The 19,710-nt window shown below is 62.4% G+C and carries 21 protein-coding genes; 8 read left to right on the forward strand and 13 right to left on the reverse strand.

From position 1 onward, the window contains the following. Positions 1-200: 200 nt before the first annotated feature. The 4 genes from AC0L15_RS12740 to AC0L15_RS12755 form a co-directional block, all read right to left on the reverse strand. Entirely contained in the window at positions 201-566 is a 366-nt protein-coding gene (locus AC0L15_RS12740) for an endonuclease domain-containing protein (RefSeq protein WP_091600317.1), read from the reverse strand. Positions 567-770: 204 nt separating this feature from the next. Further along, on the reverse strand, positions 771-1,631 hold the full coding sequence (locus AC0L15_RS12745; protein ID WP_473496449.1) for a C40 family peptidase: 861 nt from the start codon (positions 1,629-1,631) through the stop codon (positions 771-773). Positions 1,632-1,723: 92 nt separating this feature from the next. Next, entirely contained in the window at positions 1,724-2,074 is a 351-nt protein-coding gene (locus AC0L15_RS12750) for a MarR family winged helix-turn-helix transcriptional regulator (protein WP_287064850.1), read from the reverse strand. Between the two features lie 66 nt (positions 2,075-2,140). Continuing rightward, entirely contained in the window at positions 2,141-3,505 is a 1,365-nt protein-coding gene (locus AC0L15_RS12755; protein WP_473496450.1) for a leucyl aminopeptidase family protein, read from the reverse strand. 121 nt (positions 3,506-3,626) lie between these two features. Here AC0L15_RS12755 and AC0L15_RS12760 point away from each other — a divergent pair, with 121 nt between their 5' ends. Next, entirely contained in the window at positions 3,627-4,448 is an 822-nt protein-coding gene (locus AC0L15_RS12760) for a tetratricopeptide repeat protein (RefSeq protein ID WP_287248590.1), read from the forward strand. A gap of 220 nt (positions 4,449-4,668) precedes the next feature. Here AC0L15_RS12760 and AC0L15_RS12765 read toward each other — a convergent pair whose 3' ends face one another. The 9 genes from AC0L15_RS12765 to AC0L15_RS12805 all read right to left on the reverse strand — a co-directional run bounded on the left by AC0L15_RS12765 (position 4,669) and on the right by AC0L15_RS12805 (position 13,776). Then, on the reverse strand, positions 4,669-5,685 hold the full coding sequence (locus AC0L15_RS12765) for a type II secretion system F family protein (protein WP_287248516.1): 1,017 nt from the start codon (positions 5,683-5,685) through the stop codon (positions 4,669-4,671). A 12-nt stretch (positions 5,686-5,697) separates the two neighbouring features. After that, positions 5,698-6,711 (reverse strand): type II secretion system F family protein, encoded by a 1,014-nt coding sequence (locus tag AC0L15_RS12770; protein ID WP_287248515.1) that lies wholly within the window; start codon positions 6,709-6,711, stop codon positions 5,698-5,700. A gap of 29 nt (positions 6,712-6,740) precedes the next feature. Further along, positions 6,741-8,255 carry a CpaF family protein gene (locus tag AC0L15_RS12775; protein ID WP_128169876.1) on the reverse strand — a complete coding sequence of 505 codons (1,515 nt, stop codon included), beginning with the start codon at positions 8,253-8,255 and terminating at the stop codon, positions 6,741-6,743. A gap of 29 nt (positions 8,256-8,284) precedes the next feature. Beyond that, on the reverse strand, positions 8,285-9,568 hold the full coding sequence (locus AC0L15_RS12780) for a CpaE/TadZ family protein (protein ID WP_287248513.1): 1,284 nt from the start codon (positions 9,566-9,568) through the stop codon (positions 8,285-8,287). A 49-nt stretch (positions 9,569-9,617) separates the two neighbouring features. Continuing rightward, positions 9,618-10,346, reverse strand: a complete 729-nt coding sequence (locus AC0L15_RS12785) for a CpaD family pilus assembly protein (RefSeq protein WP_128169874.1) — start codon at positions 10,344-10,346, stop codon at positions 9,618-9,620. A 14-nt stretch (positions 10,347-10,360) separates the two neighbouring features. Continuing rightward, positions 10,361-11,878: a type II and III secretion system protein family protein gene (locus AC0L15_RS12790; protein WP_287248511.1), complete on the reverse strand. Its 1,518-nt coding sequence runs from the start codon at positions 11,876-11,878 to the stop codon at positions 10,361-10,363. Continuing rightward, the gene (cpaB, locus tag AC0L15_RS12795; RefSeq protein WP_287248509.1) at positions 11,875-12,687 is read right to left on the reverse strand and encodes a Flp pilus assembly protein CpaB; all 813 of its coding nucleotides are present in this window, start codon (positions 12,685-12,687) and stop codon (positions 11,875-11,877) included. The genes AC0L15_RS12790 and cpaB overlap by 4 nt, the downstream gene beginning before the upstream one ends. Before the next feature lie 210 nt (positions 12,688-12,897). Beyond that, positions 12,898-13,416: an A24 family peptidase gene (locus AC0L15_RS12800; protein ID WP_287248506.1), complete on the reverse strand. Its 519-nt coding sequence runs from the start codon at positions 13,414-13,416 to the stop codon at positions 12,898-12,900. A gap of 150 nt (positions 13,417-13,566) precedes the next feature. Then, positions 13,567-13,776 carry a Flp family type IVb pilin gene (locus AC0L15_RS12805; protein WP_128169870.1) on the reverse strand — a complete coding sequence of 70 codons (210 nt, stop codon included), beginning with the start codon at positions 13,774-13,776 and terminating at the stop codon, positions 13,567-13,569. 367 nt (positions 13,777-14,143) lie between these two features. Between AC0L15_RS12805 and AC0L15_RS12810 the strand changes: the two genes are divergently transcribed. The 7 genes from AC0L15_RS12810 to rpsT all read left to right on the forward strand — a co-directional run bounded on the left by AC0L15_RS12810 (position 14,144) and on the right by rpsT (position 19,636). Beyond that, the gene (locus AC0L15_RS12810; protein ID WP_287248503.1) at positions 14,144-14,566 is read left to right on the forward strand and encodes a pilus assembly protein N-terminal domain-containing protein; all 423 of its coding nucleotides are present in this window, start codon (positions 14,144-14,146) and stop codon (positions 14,564-14,566) included. Between the two features lie 152 nt (positions 14,567-14,718). After that, on the forward strand, positions 14,719-15,279 hold the full coding sequence (locus AC0L15_RS12815) for a TadE/TadG family type IV pilus assembly protein (RefSeq protein ID WP_236391886.1): 561 nt from the start codon (positions 14,719-14,721) through the stop codon (positions 15,277-15,279). Positions 15,280-15,334: 55 nt separating this feature from the next. Next, positions 15,335-15,934 (forward strand): TadE/TadG family type IV pilus assembly protein, encoded by a 600-nt coding sequence (locus tag AC0L15_RS12820; RefSeq protein ID WP_473496451.1) that lies wholly within the window; start codon positions 15,335-15,337, stop codon positions 15,932-15,934. A 236-nt stretch (positions 15,935-16,170) separates the two neighbouring features. Further along, a complete protein-coding gene (locus tag AC0L15_RS12825; RefSeq protein WP_287248500.1) occupies positions 16,171-17,409 on the forward strand; it encodes a phosphopentomutase in 1,239 nt (412 codons plus the stop codon). Then, positions 17,402-18,310, forward strand: a complete 909-nt coding sequence (gene mutM, locus AC0L15_RS12830; protein WP_287248498.1) for a bifunctional DNA-formamidopyrimidine glycosylase/DNA-(apurinic or apyrimidinic site) lyase — start codon at positions 17,402-17,404, stop codon at positions 18,308-18,310. Before AC0L15_RS12825 ends, mutM begins: the two co-directional genes overlap by 8 nt. A gap of 81 nt (positions 18,311-18,391) precedes the next feature. Further along, positions 18,392-19,165, forward strand: coding sequence for an enoyl-CoA hydratase (locus AC0L15_RS12835; RefSeq protein ID WP_287067251.1), 774 nt, complete (start codon positions 18,392-18,394; stop codon positions 19,163-19,165). A 204-nt stretch (positions 19,166-19,369) separates the two neighbouring features. After that, complete coding sequence (gene rpsT, locus AC0L15_RS12840; RefSeq protein WP_023802137.1) at positions 19,370-19,636, forward strand: 30S ribosomal protein S20; 267 nt, start codon at positions 19,370-19,372, stop codon at positions 19,634-19,636. Positions 19,637-19,710: the final 74 nt, after the last annotated feature.

Genomic DNA, 19,710 nt, shown 5'->3' on the forward strand with positions numbered 1-19,710 from the left:
GTCGCAAGTGAGGTGGGCGCTCTACTGCGCCCCCCTCTGGCCTGCCGGCCATCTCCCCCACAAGGGGGGAGATTGGCAGTTTCGCTCTGGCCGCCAATCCTGCAACGTTGGTGATTAGCGGAAGCAGACAAGACAGCCAATCTCCCCCCTTGTGGGGGAGATGTCCGGCAGGACAGAGGGGGGCGCCTCGCGCCGGCGTATCAAGTCGCACCGGCGAGCCCCGCCTCGATGACAATATGCTGGCAGACATTGTCGATGTCACGAATGACGTCGTCGTTCCAGAAGCGCAGGATGGTCCAGCCATCCCGTTCCAGACGCTTTGTCCTCGCCTCGTCGCCTGTATTGGCTTCGGCATGCTGCGAACCATCGACTTCGACGACGAGCTTCTTGTCCGGGCAAGCGAAGTCGACGATGTAACCAGCGATCGGAAATTGTCGGCGGAAGCCAAGCCCCATCAGCCGATGCGCGCGAAGCTCGTTCCAAAGCTTCAGTTCGGCGTCGGTCATGGCTTTGCGCATCGATTTGGCATTTGCGCGATTTCGCGGAGGCAGTGGCGTGTGAGGCATTTGGTCAGTGCTCGGTCCGTATTGAGGTTGGCGCTCTACGGCGCCCCCCTCTGTCCTGCCGGACATCTCCCCCACTTGGGGGGAGATCGGCCGTCATCTTTGATTTCGCCAATCGCCAACCCCGAAAAAGAGGCGCTATCGGCGGAACTGCTGATCTCCCCCCACAACAAGGTCACAACAAGGGGAGAAGGAAAAGCGCTTGCGCTACGGCCGCCTAAACCCTGTCGGACCGCCATAGAGATAGCCGATGCGGGCGAGGGCTTGCCTTAACCCTTCACGCGAGACCAGCATGGTGTGGCCGTTGGCGTGGATCATCGTTTCCGGGTCGGTCATGACAGCGACATGGCCTTTCCAGAACACCAGGTCGCCGCGCCGCAACCCGGCAAGATCCGGACCCGGGTCGACCGGCTCGCCGATGGTCGCCGCCTGCATGTCGGAATCGCGCAGCACTTGCCTGCCGGCCATGTGCATCGCCAGTTGCACGAGGCCGGAGCAATCGATGCCGAAGCCGGAGGCGCCGCCCCACAGATAGGGCGTGCCGAGAAAAGCCTCCGCGACCGCGACATAGTCGGCAGCCGGCTCTCCCAGAGGCCTGAGATGGCCTGATATGACAGCCTCGCCGGACGGCAGCAGCGCATAATGCGTGCCGCGCGTTTCGGCTGCGCCGGTTACCGTCACCGCCGATCCCATCGACAGTTGCCCGCTCAGCGGAAGCCGCAAATCCGGTCCCGGATAGAGGAAGGTGCGCGGCACCGTGACGACATGGGTGGGCGCGTGGTCCCGTCCGCCCAGCACGGTGTCGGCGACATAGCCGACATAGCCGTCGCGCTCCGACTGGATCCAGGCCCAGCCCTCGGCATCTTCGAAGACGAGGACGTCGTCACCGAACAGGGCTTGCGTGTTGACGCCGGCATCCGGCCGCGGCGCCTTGCGGAGATCGGCCACTGTGGCTGAGATCCGCGCTGGCCGCCCGGCGACGAAGCGATCGGCGGCGACCTCGCCTTTCAGCCTGATATCGGCGAGATCGGAACGGAAGGCGTGAAGGCGGGCATCCCTGGCGGTCAAATCGGCAACTCGGCTCTGGCTTGGTGTTGGAGCATGATCCCTTCCGAAACGGTGCTGCTTTGCTTCGCTGACCTGCGGTTCGGAATCCTGCTTTAGATCGGCAATTCCTGGGCTCTGGCAATGATAACATCGCCGAAGCGCTCGACAAAGAGAGCACCTTGTACGGTTCGCTTGACCAGCACGTTGCGCTTGTCGAGCTCATCGCGATGGCGCGAAACCAGCTTCATTGCGCCCATCGTGTCGAGCGCCCGGGTGATCACCGGCTTGGTGACATTGAGCCGGGCGGCGAGGCCGCGCACCGTATGCGGCGGTGGATCGAGATAGATCGTGAACAGGATCGCCGTCTGGCGCATGGTGAGGTCCGGCGCATCGTCGCGCACCTGGTACAGCATCACCTGCTGCCACAGTCGCAAGGCCTGGCTCGGGCGCATCGAAATCGACATCCGGCCAGAATGACGGCAAATTGTTTCGGTTCCGTTTCAGTCACGAGAATGTCCTGCACCGCAGCGTCAGGCGTAGCGTTTTGAGATGAACCTTTCCAGCGCGCGGATGCCTTGCGCCTCGCCGCCGGCGAGACCGTGCGGACGATCGGAGGGGTTCCAGGCGAAGATGTCGAAATGCGCCCAGGCGGCGGTCTTCTCGACGAAGCGTTTGAGGAAAAGCGCCGCGGTGATCGAGCCGGCGAAACTGTCTGACGTGACATTGTTGATGTCGGCGATCTTCGACGACAGCTTTGCGGCATAGGGTTTCCACAGCGGCATGCGCCACAGTGGATCCTCGACTGCGACGGAGGCCGCAGCCAGGTCGGAGGCCAGCGCTTCGTCGCCGGTGTAGAACGGTGGCAGATCGGGACCGAGCGCGACGCGGGCTGCCCCGGTCAAGGTCGCCATGTCGATCAGCAGTTGCGGCTCGTCGTCGTCTGCCAGTGCCAGGGCGTCCGCCAGCACCAGCCGTCCTTCGGCGTCGGTGTTGCCGATCTCGACGGTGATGCCCTTGCGGCTCACCAGCACGTCGCCGGGCCGGAAGGCGTTGCCGGCAATCGAATTTTCGACCGCCGGGATCAGCACACGCAGCCGGACCTTCAGCCCGGCGGCCATGATCATCGAGGCGAGGCCCAACACGTTGGCAGCGCCACCCATGTCCTTCTTCATCAAAAGCATGCCCGAGGACGGCTTGATGTCGAGACCACCGGTGTCGAAGCAGACGCCCTTGCCGACCAGCGTCACCTTCGGGGCGTTCTCCGGTCCCCAGATCAGGTCGATCAGCCGCGGTGCGCCGACCGAAGCGCGGCCGACCGCATGGATCATCGGGAAATTGTTCTTGAGCAGGTCGTCGCCCCTGGTCACCGACACTTCGGCCTTGTACGTCCCGGCCAGCGTCCGAACGGCCTTCTCCAGCTCGTCCGGTCCCATGTCGCTGGTCGGCGTGTTGACCAGATCGCGCGTCAGGAAAACGCCATCGGCGATGCGGCGAACATAAGCCGCTTCAGCGCCGGGCGGCAGCGAAAAACGCAGCGTCCTGCCAGGCTTTTTGCCGTAGCGGGTGAAGACATAGCCGCCGAGCGCCAACGCGATGGCCGCGATTTCCGGCTCGGCCAGCGTGGAGGCGAAATGCCAGTCGCCTGCGGGCAAGGCTCTCGCCAGCGCGCCAATGGCAAGCGCGCCTTCGCCGTCGCCCGTGCCGAACAGGGCGCCGGCAAGCCCGCCGTTTTCGCCGGGCAGGATCAGCGTCCTCCCGGCCTGACCGGAAAAGCCGTTGGCCCTGGCCCAGGCGAGCGAGGAGGAGGCAAGCCCTGCCGCATCCAGTCTATCCTTCGCCACCAGATGAACCGGCAGCGTGGTCTTCAGTTCTCTCTCGATGAGTTCGACTGGCATTCGACGGTCTCCGGCTTCCGAGTCGGCGCGTTTAACGATCCGTTAGGGTTAACAGAATATTTCTGCGGGAGGGAAGATGGCCACGTAAAAGCCAATTTGACGAATGGAGGCCCTGGTGCAGATGCCGACCAACCGCATGACGAACGCCACGGGGAAGCGGCTGATCACCACGGCCTTCATAATAGCGCTCGCGGCCAGCGTTGCAGGCTGCGGAACCAGCAAGTTGACGACCGGCTCGATCGGACGCCCCAGCGGCAAACCCTTGGAAACCATGTCGGCCGGCGAGTTGCACAAGGCGACGATCGCGCTGGGCCAGTCCTACGCCAAGAACCCCAACGACAAGCGGATCGCGACGAATTATGCCGCGGCACTGCAAATGGATGGCGACGCCGACCAGTCGCTCGCCGTGATGCGCAAACTGGCGATCGTGCTGCCGAAAGACCGAGACGTGCTCGCCGCCTATGGCAAGGCGCTTGCCGCCAACGGGCAGTTCGAGCCGGCGCTCGATGCGGTGCGCCGCGCGCAGACACCGGAATATCCCGACTGGAAGCTGGTGTCGGCGGAAGCCGCTATTCTCGACCAGCTTGGCCAGAGAGACGGGGCGCGCCAGAATTACCGCAAGGCGCTTGACCTCAAGCCGAACGAACCTTCGATCCTTTCCAATCTCGGCATGTCCTATGTGCTGGAAGGTGATCTGCGCACGGCCGAAACCTATATGCGCTCGGCCGCCCAGCAGCCGAATGCCGACAGCCGCGTCCGCCAGAACCTGGCGCTGGTCGTCGGCCTGCAGGGCCGCTTCGACGAGGCCGAGAAGATCGCCTCGCAGGAGCTGTCGCCCGAACAGGCGCAGGCGAACGTGACTTACCTTCGCCAGATGCTCGCCCAGCAGAACGCCTGGAGCCAGCTCAAGGACCAGGACAAGACAAAGCCCGCCACCAACTGACCGCGCCTGCCATACATATCAATGTCGGCGCTGCCCCTCATTGCCCTGCCGGGCATTTCTCCCCGTATAGTGACGGGGAGAAAGCCCCGTCGTCGACGGTTTCGCCAACGACAAGCATTGCAGGAAGGACGCCGAGGGGCATCCAGCTACTTTCTCCCCGTTTACGGGGAGAAATGCCCGGCAGGGCAATGAGGGGCAGCGCGGACCTGTCAAGAATGCATTACTGGCTGCTCGATGACGGCTGGTCGCCGAAAATGCCGCGCTCGCTGACCTGGATGCCGGCGGGACCCAGAATGATGGCGAACAGCACCGGCAGGAAGAACAGGATCATCGGCACGGTGAGCTTCGGCGGCAAGGCCGCGGCCTTCTTCTCGGCGGCGTTCATGCGCATGTCGCGGCTTTCGCCGGCAAGCACGCGCAGCGCGTGCGCCACCGGCGTGCCGTAGCGCTCGGCCTGGACCAGCGCCTGCGACACCGACTTGACCGATTCCAGGCCGGTGCGGCTTGCAAGGTTCTCGTAAGCCTGCTTGCGTTCCTGCAAGTAGGAAAGCTCGGCATTGGTCAGGATGAACTCTTCGGCAAGCGCCACCGACTGCGCGCCGATCTCGTCGGCGACCTTACGAAACGCCGCCTCCACCGACATACCGGATTCGACGCAGATAAGCATCAGATCGAGCGCGTCCGGCCACGCCATCTGGATCGACTGCTTGCGCTTGGTGGCGCGGTTGTTGACATAGAGCACCGGCGCGTAAAAACCGGCATAGGCGACGACGATACAGACGAACAACTTGATGAGAGGCGGCTGCTCCGGCAACCCGCCGAGCACGAACAGATAGATCGCAGCCAGGGCAAAGCCGACAAAGGGCAGGATCAGACGGAAGAAAAGGAAACGCGTCAACGGATTCTGCCCGCGGAAGCCAGCCACCTTGAGTTTCTGCAAGGTGCCTTCATCGGCCAGGGCGCGCCTGAGGTCCAGCCGGTCGACAATATTGCGCATGCCGATCGACTGTTGCTCGCGCAGGCCCTTGCGGCGGCGATCGACATCGAGGGCAAGCCGCGCACGCTGCTTGGCGCGCAGTTCGTCGCGCTCCAGCGCCACCGATTTCATGCGCGCCTTGAGCTGGTTTCCGCCAAAGGCGGGCAGCAGCGTGAACACGGTGGCAAACACCGCAATGCCGACCAGCAGGGCAATCAGAAATGCCGGATCGGTAAGGGTTTTGACGACGTTCTCGGTCATGCGCTCGAAATCCTAAACCTCGAAGTTCATCATCTTGCGCATCACCAGGATGCCGATCGACATCCAGACCGCGGAGCAGCCGAGGATCAGATTGCCGACGCTGGTGGTGAACAAAGGCATGATGTAGTTCGGGCTTGTCAGGTAGACGAGAAAGGCGACGACGAAGGGCAAGGCGCCGATGATCACCGCTGACGCCTTCGCTTCCATCGACAGCGCCTGGACCTTTGCCTTCATCTTCTTGCGGTCGCGAAGCACGCGCGAAAGATTGCCCAGAGCCTCGGACAGATTGCCGCCGGCCTGGGACTGGATCTGGATGACGATGCCAAAGAAGCTCGCCTCGGTGCACGGCATCGTCTCGGCCATGCGCATGCTGGCGTCGGGGATCGACAGGCCCATCTGCTGCGAATCGATGATGCGGCGGAACTCGGTCTTGACCGGTTCGGGCGATTCATTGGCGATCAGGCGGACGGCGTCGTTCAGCGGCAGGCCGGATTTGACCGCACGCACGATGATGTCGAGCGCGTTCGGAAATTCGTTGAGGAACGCCTTGACCCGGCGGGCGCGGCTAAACGAAACGAACCAGCGTGGCAGGCCGAGGCCACCGACCAGGAGCGCACCCGGCAAGACATACAAAGGCGCACCGGCGAAATAGGCAAGAAACGTCAGGACGACGCCGCAAACCGCCGAGTAGAGGTAGAAGCGCTCGAGCGAGACCTTCATGCCCGCCTGACGGATCTGGGCCTTCAGGGGCGGCTTTTTGGCGAGGCTCTGGCTGGTTTTGTGCTTCTGTTCGAGGTCCTTCAGTGAATCCTGAACCGATTTGCGCCGCTTGGCCGCTTCCGCCACGCGATCGCGCGAAGCCTTGACGACGGCACCATCCGTCTCGGCGGTCTTGATCGTTTCAAGCCGCCTGCCGACCTGCTTTTCGGTGCTGATCCGGTTGAACAGAAAAGCATAGGCGACCGCGCCGGCGCTGAGGCCGGCGAGCACGATGAATGCCAACACGGTGCCATCAATTCCAAACATCGGCCCTGGCCCCTACGCCTCCAAATGAATCAGTCAGCGCGTTTCTCCATCGCCTCGAGCGCATTGGCGAGGCGCTGTTCCTCGCCATAATAGCGGGCGCGCTCCCAGAAATGCGGACGACCGATGCCTGTCGAAACGTGCTCGCCCAGCAGCCTGCCGTTCGCGTCCTCGCCTTTGATGTTGTAGAGGACGATGTCCTGCGTGATGATGACGTCGCCCTCCATTCCGATCACCTCGGTAATGTGGGTGATGCGCCGCGATCCGTCGCGCAGGCGTGCGGCCTGGATGATCACGTCGACGGAACCGACCACGATTTCACGCACGGTTTTCTGCGGCAGCGTGTAACCGCCCATCGCGATCATCGATTCAATACGGTTCAGGCATTCGCGCGGGCTGTTCGAGTGGATCGTGCCCATCGAGCCGTCGTGGCCGGTGTTCATCGCCTGCAGAAGATCGAACACTTCAGGTCCGCGCACTTCGCCGACGATGATGCGCTCGGGCCGCATGCGAAGGCAGTTCTTGACCAGATCGCGCATGGTCACCTCGCCCTCGCCCTCGAGGTTGGGCGGGCGGGTTTCCAGACGCACGACATGCGGCTGCTGCAGTTGCAGCTCGGCCGAGTCCTCGCAGGTGATGACGCGCTCATCGCGGTCGATATAGTTGGTCAGGCAATTGAGCAGCGTCGTCTTGCCCGAACCGGTACCGCCTGAAATGACGATGTTGCAGCGGACGCGGCCAATGATCTTGAGAATCTCGGCGCCGGGCGGCGAAATGGCGCCGAACTTGACCAGCTGGTCGAGTGTCAGCTTGTCCTTCTTGAACTTGCGGATGGTGAGAGCCGCGCCGTCGATGGCGAGCGGCGGCGCGATGACGTTGACGCGGGAGCCGTCGGGAAGGCGCGCGTCGCAGATCGGGCTCGATTCATCGACGCGGCGGCCAACCTGGCTGACGATGCGCTGACAGATGTTGAGGAGCTGCTGGTTATCGCGAAAACGGATGCCGGTCTGCTCGACCTTGCCGTTGACCTCGATATAGACGTCCTTGGAGCCGTTGACCATGATGTCGGCGATGTCGTCGCGGGCGAGCAACGGCTCCAGCGGCCCGTAACCGAGCACGTCATTGCAGATATCCTCAAGCAGTTCTTCCTGCTCGGCGATCGACATCGCGAAATTCTTGATCGCGATGATGTCGTTGACGATGTCGCGGATTTCCTCGCGTGCGCTTTCGGGATCGAGCTTGGCGAGTTGCGACAGATCGATGGTGTCGATGAGCGCGGCAAAGACCTGGCTCTTGGTATCGTAATAGGTTTCGCTCTTTTGGCGCTGGAGCTTTTTCGGCTCCGGGGCTAATGGCGGCGCCTCGACCGCACGGCGCACGGGCGGCGGCGCAGCAGACGCGCCAGGTGTGCCAGATGGCGGCGGTGCGGGCTTGGCAAGAACCGCCGTTTCCGCAGGTTTTGCCGCCGGCGCGGCAGGCGCAGGTGCCGGCTGACGGAATTCCGGAGTGAACCGGCTGCCGTCGTCGCTGCCTCTTTTACCAAACATGATCGATTACCAATTCCGCTCCGGAAGCATCACTTCTTGCCGCGCGAGAGCTTGCCAAGGAGATTGCCGAGGCCCGCTTTCTTTCTTGCCTTGATTTCGCTGCGCCCGGTCAGCACATGCGCAATCTCGTTGATCGTGCCGACAACCGGGTTTTTGGCATCCATTTCGCCGAGCATGCGCCCGTTGTTGGCGGCGTTTCCGAACAGCAGCGGCTCGAAAGCAATGACCGACATCGGCGACAGGCCGAGCGAGTCGGCGAAGTCGGACGACGAAATCTCCGGGCGCTTCGGCACGCCGGCCTGATTGATGATCAGCTTCGGCGGCGGATCGTTCGGGCGAAGCCGTTTGAACATGTCGGCCAGGTTCTTGGTGTTGCGCAGATTGGCCAGCTCCGGCGTCGCCGTGATCACGATCTCGTCGGCCTTGACCAATATGTTCTTGGTCCAGCCTGTCCAGATGTGCGGAACATCGAGCACCAGAAGCGGCACGCTGCGCTGCGCCGTGTCGATAAGCTGCGTGAAAGCGTCTGGATCGAAATCGTAGACCCGCTCGAGCGTTGAAGGCGCTGCAAGCAGCGACAGATGCTCGGCGCACTGGGCAAGCAGCCGATCGAGATAGACCTCGTCGAGGCGCTCCGGTGAGAAAACGGCTTCGGCAATGCCTTGCGCCGGATCCTGATCGAAATTGATGTTGGCCGTTCCGAAAGCCAGGTCGAGATCGGCGACAACCACTTCGGACTTGAACAGCGACGACATCGCCCAAGCCACATTATGGGCAATGGTCGAGGAGCCGACGCCACCCTTGGCGCCAATGAAGGCGATCGAGCGGCCGATCGGCTCGGCTTCCGGATCAACGAAGATCGTCGATATCACGCTGACGATATCGGCCATCGATACCGGCGCGATGACATATTCGGAAATGCCGGAGCGGATGAGCTCGCGATAGAGCCCGACATCGTTGTAGTGGCCGATGACCACGACCTTCGAGGTCGGATCGCAATATTCGGAGAGCTGCGTGAGCTGCTCGAGCAATTGCTTCGGCTCGCTGCGCGATTCCAGCAGGATCAGGTTCGGTGTCGGCGCCGACTGGTAGAATTCGATGGCGGTGGCGACACCACCCATATGGACCTTCAGATGGGCCTTCGCCATGCGGCGATCCTCGCCGGCGCGCTCGACCGGATTGGCAACGCCCTCGGTCTCGCAAAATGCCTGGATCGAGATGCGCGGGATCGGCCGCAACGCCTGCATGGCGGCGGCATCCTGCTGAGAGGTATCGCCGCCATCTATCGCCGTGTCGTAGGCAAGATTGCTCATTGTCATTTCTTTCCGTGACTTGTCTTCCCGTGACTTGGGCGGCTCGAGCTCAATACTCGACTTCCGAATTGCCGAGGAATTCGTCCGAAATGCCTCTCTGGCGGTAGACGTCGACTACCGCGCCGCGATTTTCCGCGTCGATATCGGATTGCTTGCGCGGCCCGAGCAGATCGGTCGGATTTGCGATCTGGGCGGCAAGATTGTTCTGATACGAGCAGCCGAAATCGGCATAGTGCTTGTTTTCCGAGGTCTGCATCAGGTCTTCGGGCCAGCGTCCGCACCTGTCGGTCTGTGCCTTCACCGAGACATAGGCGACGCGGATCGGGGCGGACGCTTCGGCCGAAACCGACTGGTAGGTGGTGATGACGATCCGGTTGCGGCTGATGCCGCTGGCAATCGCAAGCCTGGCGAAATCGCGACCGGCCGCGGTCGCGGCGATCTCGTTGGCCGAACCGCTCGGGATCGAGATCGTCAGGGTCGGAGCGGCGCTCTTGTCATAGCCATCCAGGAAGCCGAGAAGCGTGTCGCGCTGCGACCCGGTCATGCCGCGATCGCCGGCGCCGACCGGAAGGTCGATCTTCTGGTTTTTCTCCGCAATGACGATCGGATGGTTGGTGCGATAGTCGTCCGGAACAGCGCCGACTGTGATGCTGTCCCGGTTGGCGCAGCCCGCCAGCAATGCGGCGACCGCAACCGCCAGGACCGGCAGGCAGATCCGCGAACGGCCGGACCGCATCGCTGCGGTGATCGTCCTTGGCTTCAACGCTGACTGAGACATGTCCGCTTCCCCGCTTACTTGTAGATGAAGCCGACAACGCCGTGATAACGGCCGTTGGGCTTGTCGGTCTGCATGGTGCCGTAGACGCGATTGACACGGCCAAGGAACATGCCGGCGCCATCGCTGGCAGCGTTGAAATTGTCGTCCGGCTTGGCAAGGGCGTTGCGCGTCACCGGTTTCACCAGATAGGGCGTGATGATGATGACGAGCTCGGTCTCGTTGCGGACGAAGTCCCGGCTGCGGAACAGCGTGCCGAGCACCGGAATCTTGGTCAGCCCAGGCAGGCCGTTGACGGCTTGCCTGATGTCATCCCGTACCAGGCCGGCGATCATCATCGAGCCGCCGGAAGGCAACTCCACCGTCGTGTCGGCCAAGCGTTTGCGGAGCGACAGGACGTTCGTGCCGGGGCTGGTTACACCCTCGGACAAGGATACCGATCCCTCCGTCGTCGGCTCGGAAACCGACGTCCTGACCTTCAGGCTGATGCGGCCGGGAGACAGCACCACCGGCTGGAATTCCAGGCCAATGCCGTATTCGAGCTTCTCGACTTCATACGTCTTCACACCGGTCTGGTTATCGTCGGACACGGCTTGGGAAACGCCGGTCACCATATTGTACTCGCCACCGACTTTGAAGGTCGCCTTCTCGCCGGATACAGCCGTCAACGTCGGCTCGGCCAGGGTCTTCATGACGCCCTGCTGTTCCATGGCATTGATGTAGGCGTCCAGCGTCGAGGTGCCGATGGCGAGGCCAGAGTTCGACAGCGACTTGCCCAGGCCGGTGAAGTTGTCGCTTATCGCGCTCCAACTGATGCCATTGCTGCTGCCGCTGCCGATCAGGTTGACGCCGAGCTGCTTCATCACCGATCGGCTGACTTCGGCCACCGTCACCTTCAGCGTCACCTGGTCGTCGCCGATGATCTGCAGCAGGTTGACGATCTGGCTGACGCGACGCTCGGAATCCGGATTGTCGATGTCGACACCGGCTTCGGCCGAGCCGCCGGAGGCGGTCTGCGAATACTGCCCCGTGGTCGCTTCACCGCCGGACACGAAGATGGTGGCCAGATCGACCGCGCGCTTGGCATCCAGCGGAGTGTCCACGGTTCCGGTCAGGACGACGTTGTCGTTCAGCAATTCGACCGTGATGCTCGAAGACGGTATGAAGCGCCTGATATAGTCTTCCAGTCCGGCGACGTCGCGTTCGACCGCCAGATCCAGGCTGACGATCTGTTCGCCATTAGGGCCGAAGACGAAGATGTTGGTGTCGCCGACCGCCTTTCCGAAGAGATAGATGCGCCTCGCGGTGCGGGTCACCGCATCGGCGACCGCCGGGTTGGCGACGAGAATATCATAGGCATCGCTCGGCAGGTCGATGACCACCGACTTGTTGAGACCGAGCTTGACGCGCTGGGTGGCGGTCGAAGCCGACACCTCGGCGCCTGCCGCATTCGCCTGGAGGGGGCCATGCGCATTCGATGCAAGCAGGAACAGGCCGATTGCCGCAGCCAGTGTGACCGGAGCGTTTAACCTCATTGCCTTGCTCCCACTTCGGAAACTTCGCCCGACTTGATCAGGCGCACCGTTCCGCGCCGCCCATTGCCAGAAACGAGATAGTCGGCCTCGCCCAGATTCTTCTCCTGGGTGTCGGTGATCGACCGCAGCGCCAATGTCAGGCGATCCGCCATCTGCTGGGCGACGGTGATGATTTCCGCCTGCTGCGGTGTCAGTTCCAGGGTGGCAGTCTGGCCGACCCTGGTCCGCTTGCCTTCCTCGTCCTCCTGGATGGTCTGGTCGATTGCCAGGACGCGAATGTTCTTGAGGATGGTCTCGGTGGTAAAGCCGCTGCCGCCGCCTGCCGGATCGGCTCTGCGGGTCATAATGACGTCGACGAAATCGTTGGGAAGAATGAAGCCGCCGGCCGACGTATCGGCCGATACGGCTGTGGCGACCGCCCGCATGCCCGAGGGCAGGATCGACGACATGAAGCTCTGTCCCTCGCCAATCAGCTTGGAGCGCCGCAGCGGCTCACCGGCATACATCGCCACGCGGGCGACGCCGCCTTTCAGCTTCTCCAGCGCATCGGGTTCGGCGGCGCGGGTGATGAAATTCGCGTTGATGCCGTTGGCCGGCCAGGACTGCCAGGTGATGTTGTTCGCGAGCGGACCGCCCATCGGAACGTCGCCGGACAGGACAAGCACGTCCTGAAGCGCGATTGCCGGCGCCTCGGGGCCGGAATCGACGATTTGAGGCGGCGGCGCCGCAACCATGTTTTTTGCGACATATCCTGCGCCACCCGCCGCGGCGACCGCCACGCCTAGAATGATCAGTCGGGATGCTGGCATCTGTCCGAACCTCGCCTTGGCTAACAACCTAGCCAAGCCGGACCTTGCAGCGGCAATCGTCAAAACAAGGTTAATTTAATACTTACGATCGTGCTTAATTTAAGGTTTACATAAATTTGAAGCATCTGGTCCCGCCAACAGAAAAGGCGGCCGAACGCCCTGCTCCAACGCCAAATCGAATGTGGAAGGCTGGCCTGACGACAAGAAGAATCAGGCGGCCAGGCTTGCGAGCGCCCACGCCATCAACGGCGAGGCCGGAAAGGTGAGCAGGCCGCCTATGCCGAGCGCAATGCCATAGGGAACGCCTGATGTCTCGTCGGCGAAATGGCGTAAAAACGGATTGTGGCTTGTGACGGCAGCAAGCGGCGATTTCCGAAAGAGGAGGATGGCGAGCGTCAGCAGGCCGCCGATGACGGTCGAGACCAGGAGGTATTCGACGAGGTGGATGTTCAGCCCCATCCAGACGGCGCTAGCGGCCAGCAGTTTGGCGTCGCCGCCGCCCATGCCGCCGAGCGCGAACAGCCCGAAGGTCACGGCGAGGACCAGGCCGCCGGCGGCAAAATGCCAGCCATAGCTTGCCCAGTCCATGCCGGTCAGCGGCGCGACCAGGGCGAAAACGGCGACAAGCAGCACCGGCACGCGATTGGCGATCGTCATCGACAGCATGTCGGAGATCGCGGCAAAAAGCATGCAGAACGGGAAGACGACGAAGATCAGGGCTTCAAGCATGAGCGCGGCGCCTGTGGTCGAACTGTGCTGGTCTCAGCCTAGGCACGTTCGATTAACGATTGATGAGGCCGAAAATTCAAATCGTGCGATATGAATAGATAGGGGCCGCCAGTGCGGCGGCCCCTATCTGGGAACAACTGAGCGTAGTTATTATGGGGCCGGAGCCGGGGCAGGGGCCGGGGCAGCGCCACCGGCGCCTTCGAGCGTATCGGCAATATCGCTGAATTTCTCGTCCAGCGCGGTGCCGAGCTGGCCGGCGCCGACCATGATGGCGAGCGCGATGAGAGCGGCGATCAGACCGTATTCGATGGCGGTCGCGCCGGATTCGTCCTTCACAAAACGTGCAATGAGATTAGACATTCGAGAGCTCCTACTCCAGGTGTTACAGCAATTCCGTCAACTTCTCTTGGCGGTTGATCGGATGCTGACAATCTATCGAGAAGCTCTTTCGATCGGCTTAATAAACAGCCTTACCGATTCCTTTCCGGCTTCGATGACATTGCGTGGTTAACCGTAGACTAAGTGACGCCTATGGACCCGACAGGCAAGGCAGGCTGCGAAAGGCGCAATTTAGCGAACTGGGAAGGGGCGGCACGCTGCTGGCGCTGCCAGCTCAAGGCGATCAAAGTGCCGACCCCGACATCATCACGGCTCCCCTCCGCTTAACCCTTGCTTCACCAATCTCGTTCATGTTCCGTTGAGCAAATTGCCGCCGTGGAGCGCTTCAATGACCGGGCCGAGATCGTCCTTTTCGATTGCCGCGCTTCTTGCCGCCACCGCCTTCGTCATGACGGCCGAGGCTGGCGCCGGCATCGAAGTCACGATGAACCAGGCGAAGATCGTCAAATTGTCGCGCGCCGCCGATACGATCGTCGTCGGCAATCCGGCGATCGCCGACGCCTCGGTGCAGGATGCTTCGACGATCGTGCTGACGGGCAAGGGCTTCGGCGTCACCAATCTCGTCGTCCTCGATCAGGAGGGCCGTCTGATCGTCGACGAGCAGATCACCGTCGTGCGACAGGACGCGTCGTCGGTGCGCATCTATCGACGTGCCGAAATACAGACCATGTCGTGCACGCCGTATTGCGAAAGCTCGTATAAAAGCGAGGCGGAAAAGGCCTCAGAAGCCGAGATGAGCGCCGGCCAGTAAGCGACCCGACCGTTTCGTCTCGCTGAAAAAGCCGCTTCGGTTATCGGCCTGTTAAAACCCTGCAGCCGAGTTTAACGATCATCCAAACCGCACTTCAATGGGTTTGCGCTAATGTTGCTCCGACACCCCTAAGGGATCGGCAGGCACGGGACATGAGCAAAGCAGGACGATCAGGCTTTTCGGCGCGCTTCGTTGGCGACCGGCGCGGCAGCACCGCTCTGGAGTTCGCGATGCTTGCGGTGCCCTTTGCGCTCCTCGTCTTTGCCATACTGGAGAGCTGCATTTCATTTGCCGGGCAAGAGGTGATGGCCAATATCACCGACGACGTCGCGCGCCAACTGCGGACGGGGCAGATAAGAAAGGCCAACGTGACCGAGGCGACGCTGAAGACCATGATCTGCAGCCGGCTGGAGATCATGGTCGCCAAGGACTGCCCCGGATTGGAGGTGGATCTGCGCGCGTATCCGAGCTTCGCCGCCGCAGCCCAGGCGGGCTTCATGATAAATCAGGAGCTCGAAATCGAGCTGACCGGCACGGACCCCGCGACTTTTACGGTATCCCCAGGCCAGGCTGAATCGATAAACATGCTGCGGGTTTTCTACAAATGGCCCGTCATGACCGATTTCCTGGCCAAGTCGATGGCCAATCTGAAAGACGGCAACACGCTGCATTTCGCATCGATGACCTGGAAGAACGAGCCGTTCGACGACTGAAAACGCAATCCGCTGCGTGGGAAAAGGACGATAGCATGGGGCGTGCGGGGCACATATGACGACCGCTGGGATCTGCGCGAAAGCCATCCGGTTCTGCCGTGATCGCCGCGGTGTCGCGGCCGTTGAGTTTGCCTTCATCGTGCCCGTCCTGCTGGCCATGTACTTCTTGACCATGGAAGCTTCGCAAACCATCGAGACCAGCAAGAAGGTCAGTCGCATCGGCAGCATGGTGGCGGATCTCGTCACCCAGAACCAGACCATCACGCCAGCCGAACTCGATGCGATCATGCAGATCGGCAACTCCACCCTTCAGCCGTACAACCGATCAACCCCGGAAATCATCATCACCGCCATCGAGGTGACGAATGAGCCGACGCCGGAGGTGCTGGTTGTTTGGTCACGCAAGATGGTCGGCGGCGCCTTCAGCACCGGCGCCGCCAAGAAATCCGTCACCACGGTTGCACCGCAGCTCAAGGTCAAGGGCACGTTTCTCGTTCGCGTCGAAAGCAATCTCGCATACCAGCCGATCATCACCTGGTCGGCGGACAGTGAAAAGCGGCTTGGCTTCAGTTCGGCTTTCAACTCGATATCGATGGGCGAAACCTATTATCTCAGGCCTCGCAGAAGCCCGACGATTACCTGCGAGGCCTGCTGAAACGACGGCGCCCGATCGCCATTGCTATCGGCCTGACACCGTGCGCACGATGGCCGCGGATGCCTTGCATGCCTGATGTGGAGCTCCCACTCGCTTTTCGTCGATCCACGCCGATGCTGGCCACATCTAAACCATCGCGCCCGGACGTGCACACAGCCGTCTGGTTCCGAATTGCCAATGGCGGCGCGGCCGCCTATGTCTGGGCGGACAGACAACGATAGTAATGAACCCCTGCAATGGCGCGCGCCTTCCTTTTTGTTCTCGATTCCTTCGGCATCGGTGGCGCGGCCGACGCCGAGCGCTATGGCGACACCGGTTCCAACACGTTCGGACACATCGCTGGAGTCTGCGCGGAAGGCCGGGCGGATCGCGAGGGGCTGCGCAAGGGCCCGCTTTTCGTGCCCAACATGCTCTCGCTCGGTCTGGGGCGCGCGGCGAAAACCGCGACAGGATTCTGCTTCGACAGCGGCGGCAAGGCCCTGCTTGCATCCGCCTTCCACGGCGCGGCGCAGGAGATTTCCAGCGGCAAGGACACGCCGTCAGGCCATTGGGAAATCGCCGCCTTGCCGGTCCGCTTCGACTGGGGCTATTTCCCGGACACGGTTCCCGCCTTTCCAGCCGAGCTGACCGAAGCGATCATTCGCGAAGGAGAGGTGCCGGGCATTCTCGGCAATTGCCATGCTCCGGGCACCGAGATCATCGAGCGGTATGGCGAGGAGCATGTCCGCACCGGCAAGCCGATCTGCTACACTTCGGTCGACTCCGTCCTGCAGATCGCCGCGCATGAGGTTCACTTCGGCCTGGAGCGGCTCTACGAATTCTGCAAGGTGGTGCGCAGGCTGGTCGATCCGCTGAACATCGGACGGGTGATCGCGCGGCCATTCATTGGCGAAACCGCCGCCAGCTTCGAACGGACGCACAACCGCCGGGACTATTCGGTGCCGCCGCCCGAACCGACCCTGCTCGACCGGCTGACGGCGCGCGGCAGCCGGGTCATCGCGGTCGGCAAGATCGGCGACATCTTCGCCCATCGCGGCATTTCGGAAGTGCGCAAGGCCGCCGGCAACATGGCGATGTTCGACAAGGCGCTTAGCGCGATGGACGACGCGGGCGACGGCGATCTCGTCTTCGCCAATTTCGTCGATTTCGACACCGAGTTCGGCCATCGGCGCGACGTTGCCGGCTATGCCGCCGCGCTCGAGGCCTTCGACCGGCGGCTGCCGGAGGCGCTTGCACGGCTGAGGGCAGGCGACCTTCTCATCCTCACGGCCGACCATGGCAACGACCCGACCTGGCACGGCACCGATCATACGCGCGAACGCATTCCGGTGATCGGCATCGGACCAGGGTTTGGCGGCGACATCGGAATGAGAACGACATTCGCCGACATCGGTGAAACCGTCGCCGAGCATCTTGGATTGGCACGCGGCCGTCACGGCACCTCCTTCTATGCAGCGATAGGCGGCCATGCCTGAGTTGCCTGAGGTCGAAACGGTGCGGCGGGGCCTGCAGCCGGTTCTGGAAGGCGCCCGCATCGCCCGCGTCGAGGCGCGCCGGCCCGACCTGCGCTTTCCATTTCCCGAGAATTTTTTGGAGAGGCTGACCGGCAAGACGATTACGGCGCTCGGCCGCCGGGCCAAATACCTGACGATGCACCTGGAAGGCGGTCCGGTGCTGATCTGCCATCTCGGCATGTCGGGCTCGTTCCGCATCGAGACCTCCGATGGCAGCGAACTACCCGACAGCAGCGACATGCTGGGCGCGTTTTATCATGAGCGCCCGAAGAGAGCAGTGCACGACCATGTCGTCTTCCATATCGTCTCCCCCCGAGGCGCCCGGTCCCGGGTGACCTTCAACGATCCGCGCCGTTTCGGCTTCATGCTGTTTTCCGAAGGAGCGCCTGACACGCATCCGATGCTGGCGGGGCTTGGCGTCGAGCCGACAGGCAATGCGTTGGACGGCGAACTGCTCGCCTCGCGGCTGAAAGGCCGGAAGTCGCCGCTAAAGGCAGCACTTCTCGATCAGCGGCTGATCGCTGGGCTCGGCAATATCTATGTGTCGGAGGCGCTGTGGCGCGCCGGCCTGTCGCCGTTGCGCGAGGCAGGCACCATCGCAAAGCCTGGAAAGAAGGCCAAACAGCAGCGCGACGCCCTGGCCGAAGCAATCCGCGCGGTGATCGCCGATGCGATCGCCGCCGGCGGATCGTCGCTGCGCGACTATGTGCAGACCGACGGATCTCTGGGCTATTTCCAGCATTCGTTCGCCGTCTATGATCGCGAGGGCGAGGCCTGCCCCAAGCACGGCTGCGGCGGCCATATAGAGCGCATCGTGCAAAGCGGGCGTTCCACCTTCTATTGCCGGAGCTGTCAGTTGTGACTTAGGTGGGGGTGTAAGCCAGGTGCCGGGTGTGAGTTGGACGCCTGATGCAGGGAGATGACCGAGTGAGGAGATACAGTCATGGCCTATGAAACGATTATCGTCGAAACCCGCGGCAAGGTTGGGCTGATCACGCTGAACCGGCCGAAGGCGCTCAATGCGCTGAACTCGCAGGTCCTGGCGGACGTGGTCGCGGCCGTGAACGGCTTCTGCGCGAATGCCGACATCGGCGCGATGGTCATCACCGGCTCCGAAAAAGCCTTCGCGGCAGGTGCCGACATCAAGGAAATGCGGGCGATCTCCTTTGTCGACGCCTATGTGCAGGATTTCTTTATCGGCTGGGAAGAGCTCACCCGGGTGCGCAAGCCTGTCATCGCGGCGGTGGCCGGCTATGCGCTCGGCGGCGGCTGCGAACTGGCGATGATGTGCGATTTCATCATCGCCGCTGACAACGCCAGGTTCGGCCAGCCCGAGATCACGCTCGGCGTCATGCCGGGCATGGGCGGATCGCAGCGCCTGACCCGTTTCGTCGGCAAGTCGAAGGCGATGGACATGTGCCTGACCGGACGGATGATGGATGCGGCGGAAGCCGAGCGTTGCGGCCTGGTGTCGCGTGTCGTGCCCGCCGGCGAGCTGCTCGAGGAGGCGTTGAACGCGGCGGCCAAGATAGCCGATTTTTCGCTGCCGTCGGTGATGATGGCGAAAGAGGCCGTCAACCGCGCCTATGAAACGACACTGGCCGAGGGGCTGCGGTTCGAGCGCCGGCTGTTTCACTCACTGTTTGCGCTCGATGACCAGAAGGAAGGCATGGCGGCCTTTGTCGAGAAGCGGAAGCCAAATTTCTCGAACCGGTAGCCAAATTTCTCGAACTGGTAGATGGCGACGACATCAGCCGGGAGCGAGCGACAGCAGCGGCCCAAAAAGAAGGCGAAGCAGCGTTGACGCGCCGGAAAAGCTGAACTATAAGCCGCACCAACCGAGGCGGCCCTGTGGCTGCCCGTTTGTTTTTTGCGCCTTGCGGCATCCCGCATGCGCCCACCAGATCAGAAGAGAGGCATCATGGCCAATACCTCCTCGGCCAAAAAGGCAACGCGCAAGATCGCCCGCCGCACGGCGATCAACAAGAACCGCCGCTCGCGCGTGCGGACCTACATCCGCCAGGTCGAAGAGGCGCTCGCCTCGGGCGACAAGGCGGCCGCGCAGGCTGCTTTCAAGGTGGCTGAGCCGGAATTGATGCGCGCCGCGAGCAAGGGCGTGGTGCACAAGAATACGGCATCCCGCAAGGTGTCGCGCCTGGCCCAGCGCCTCAAGGTGTTGTCGGCCTAACCCGGATATCCCGGCTGATATACCTTTACTAAACTTGTCCTTTTCAGACCCGGCCGCTCGTGCCGGGTTTTTTC

It is taken from the genome of Mesorhizobium sp. WSM4846, from assembly GCF_055811415.1.

What these genes read in the sequence shown, in the direction of transcription:
- AC0L15_RS12740 (WP_091600317.1), bottom strand. Translation starts at nt 566, where the DNA reads ATGCCTCACACGCCACTGCCTCCGCGAAATCGCGCAAATGCCAAATCG.
- AC0L15_RS12750 (WP_287064850.1), bottom strand. Translation starts at nt 2,074, where the DNA reads ATGTCGATTTCGATGCGCCCGAGCCAGGCCTTGCGACTGTGGCAGCAG.
- AC0L15_RS12755 (WP_473496450.1), bottom strand. Translation starts at nt 3,505, where the DNA reads ATGCCAGTCGAACTCATCGAGAGAGAACTGAAGACCACGCTGCCGGTT.
- AC0L15_RS12760 (WP_287248590.1), top strand. Translation starts at nt 3,627, where the DNA reads ATGCCGACCAACCGCATGACGAACGCCACGGGGAAGCGGCTGATCACC.
- AC0L15_RS12765 (WP_287248516.1), bottom strand. Translation starts at nt 5,685, where the DNA reads ATGACCGAGAACGTCGTCAAAACCCTTACCGATCCGGCATTTCTGATT.
- AC0L15_RS12770 (WP_287248515.1), bottom strand. Translation starts at nt 6,711, where the DNA reads ATGTTTGGAATTGATGGCACCGTGTTGGCATTCATCGTGCTCGCCGGC.
- AC0L15_RS12775 (WP_128169876.1), bottom strand. Translation starts at nt 8,255, where the DNA reads ATGTTTGGTAAAAGAGGCAGCGACGACGGCAGCCGGTTCACTCCGGAA.
- AC0L15_RS12780 (WP_287248513.1), bottom strand. Translation starts at nt 9,568, where the DNA reads ATGAGCAATCTTGCCTACGACACGGCGATAGATGGCGGCGATACCTCT.
- AC0L15_RS12785 (WP_128169874.1), bottom strand. Translation starts at nt 10,346, where the DNA reads ATGTCTCAGTCAGCGTTGAAGCCAAGGACGATCACCGCAGCGATGCGG.
- AC0L15_RS12790 (WP_287248511.1), bottom strand. Translation starts at nt 11,878, where the DNA reads ATGAGGTTAAACGCTCCGGTCACACTGGCTGCGGCAATCGGCCTGTTC.
- cpaB (WP_287248509.1), bottom strand. Translation starts at nt 12,687, where the DNA reads ATGCCAGCATCCCGACTGATCATTCTAGGCGTGGCGGTCGCCGCGGCG.
- AC0L15_RS12800 (WP_287248506.1), bottom strand. Translation starts at nt 13,416, where the DNA reads ATGCTTGAAGCCCTGATCTTCGTCGTCTTCCCGTTCTGCATGCTTTTT.
- AC0L15_RS12805 (WP_128169870.1), bottom strand. Translation starts at nt 13,776, where the DNA reads ATGTCTAATCTCATTGCACGTTTTGTGAAGGACGAATCCGGCGCGACC.
- AC0L15_RS12810 (WP_287248503.1), top strand. Translation starts at nt 14,144, where the DNA reads ATGACCGGGCCGAGATCGTCCTTTTCGATTGCCGCGCTTCTTGCCGCC.
- AC0L15_RS12815 (WP_236391886.1), top strand. Translation starts at nt 14,719, where the DNA reads ATGAGCAAAGCAGGACGATCAGGCTTTTCGGCGCGCTTCGTTGGCGAC.
- AC0L15_RS12820 (WP_473496451.1), top strand. Translation starts at nt 15,335, where the DNA reads ATGACGACCGCTGGGATCTGCGCGAAAGCCATCCGGTTCTGCCGTGAT.
- AC0L15_RS12825 (WP_287248500.1), top strand. Translation starts at nt 16,171, where the DNA reads ATGGCGCGCGCCTTCCTTTTTGTTCTCGATTCCTTCGGCATCGGTGGC.
- mutM (WP_287248498.1), top strand. Translation starts at nt 17,402, where the DNA reads ATGCCTGAGTTGCCTGAGGTCGAAACGGTGCGGCGGGGCCTGCAGCCG.
- AC0L15_RS12835 (WP_287067251.1), top strand. Translation starts at nt 18,392, where the DNA reads ATGGCCTATGAAACGATTATCGTCGAAACCCGCGGCAAGGTTGGGCTG.
- rpsT (WP_023802137.1), top strand. Translation starts at nt 19,370, where the DNA reads ATGGCCAATACCTCCTCGGCCAAAAAGGCAACGCGCAAGATCGCCCGC.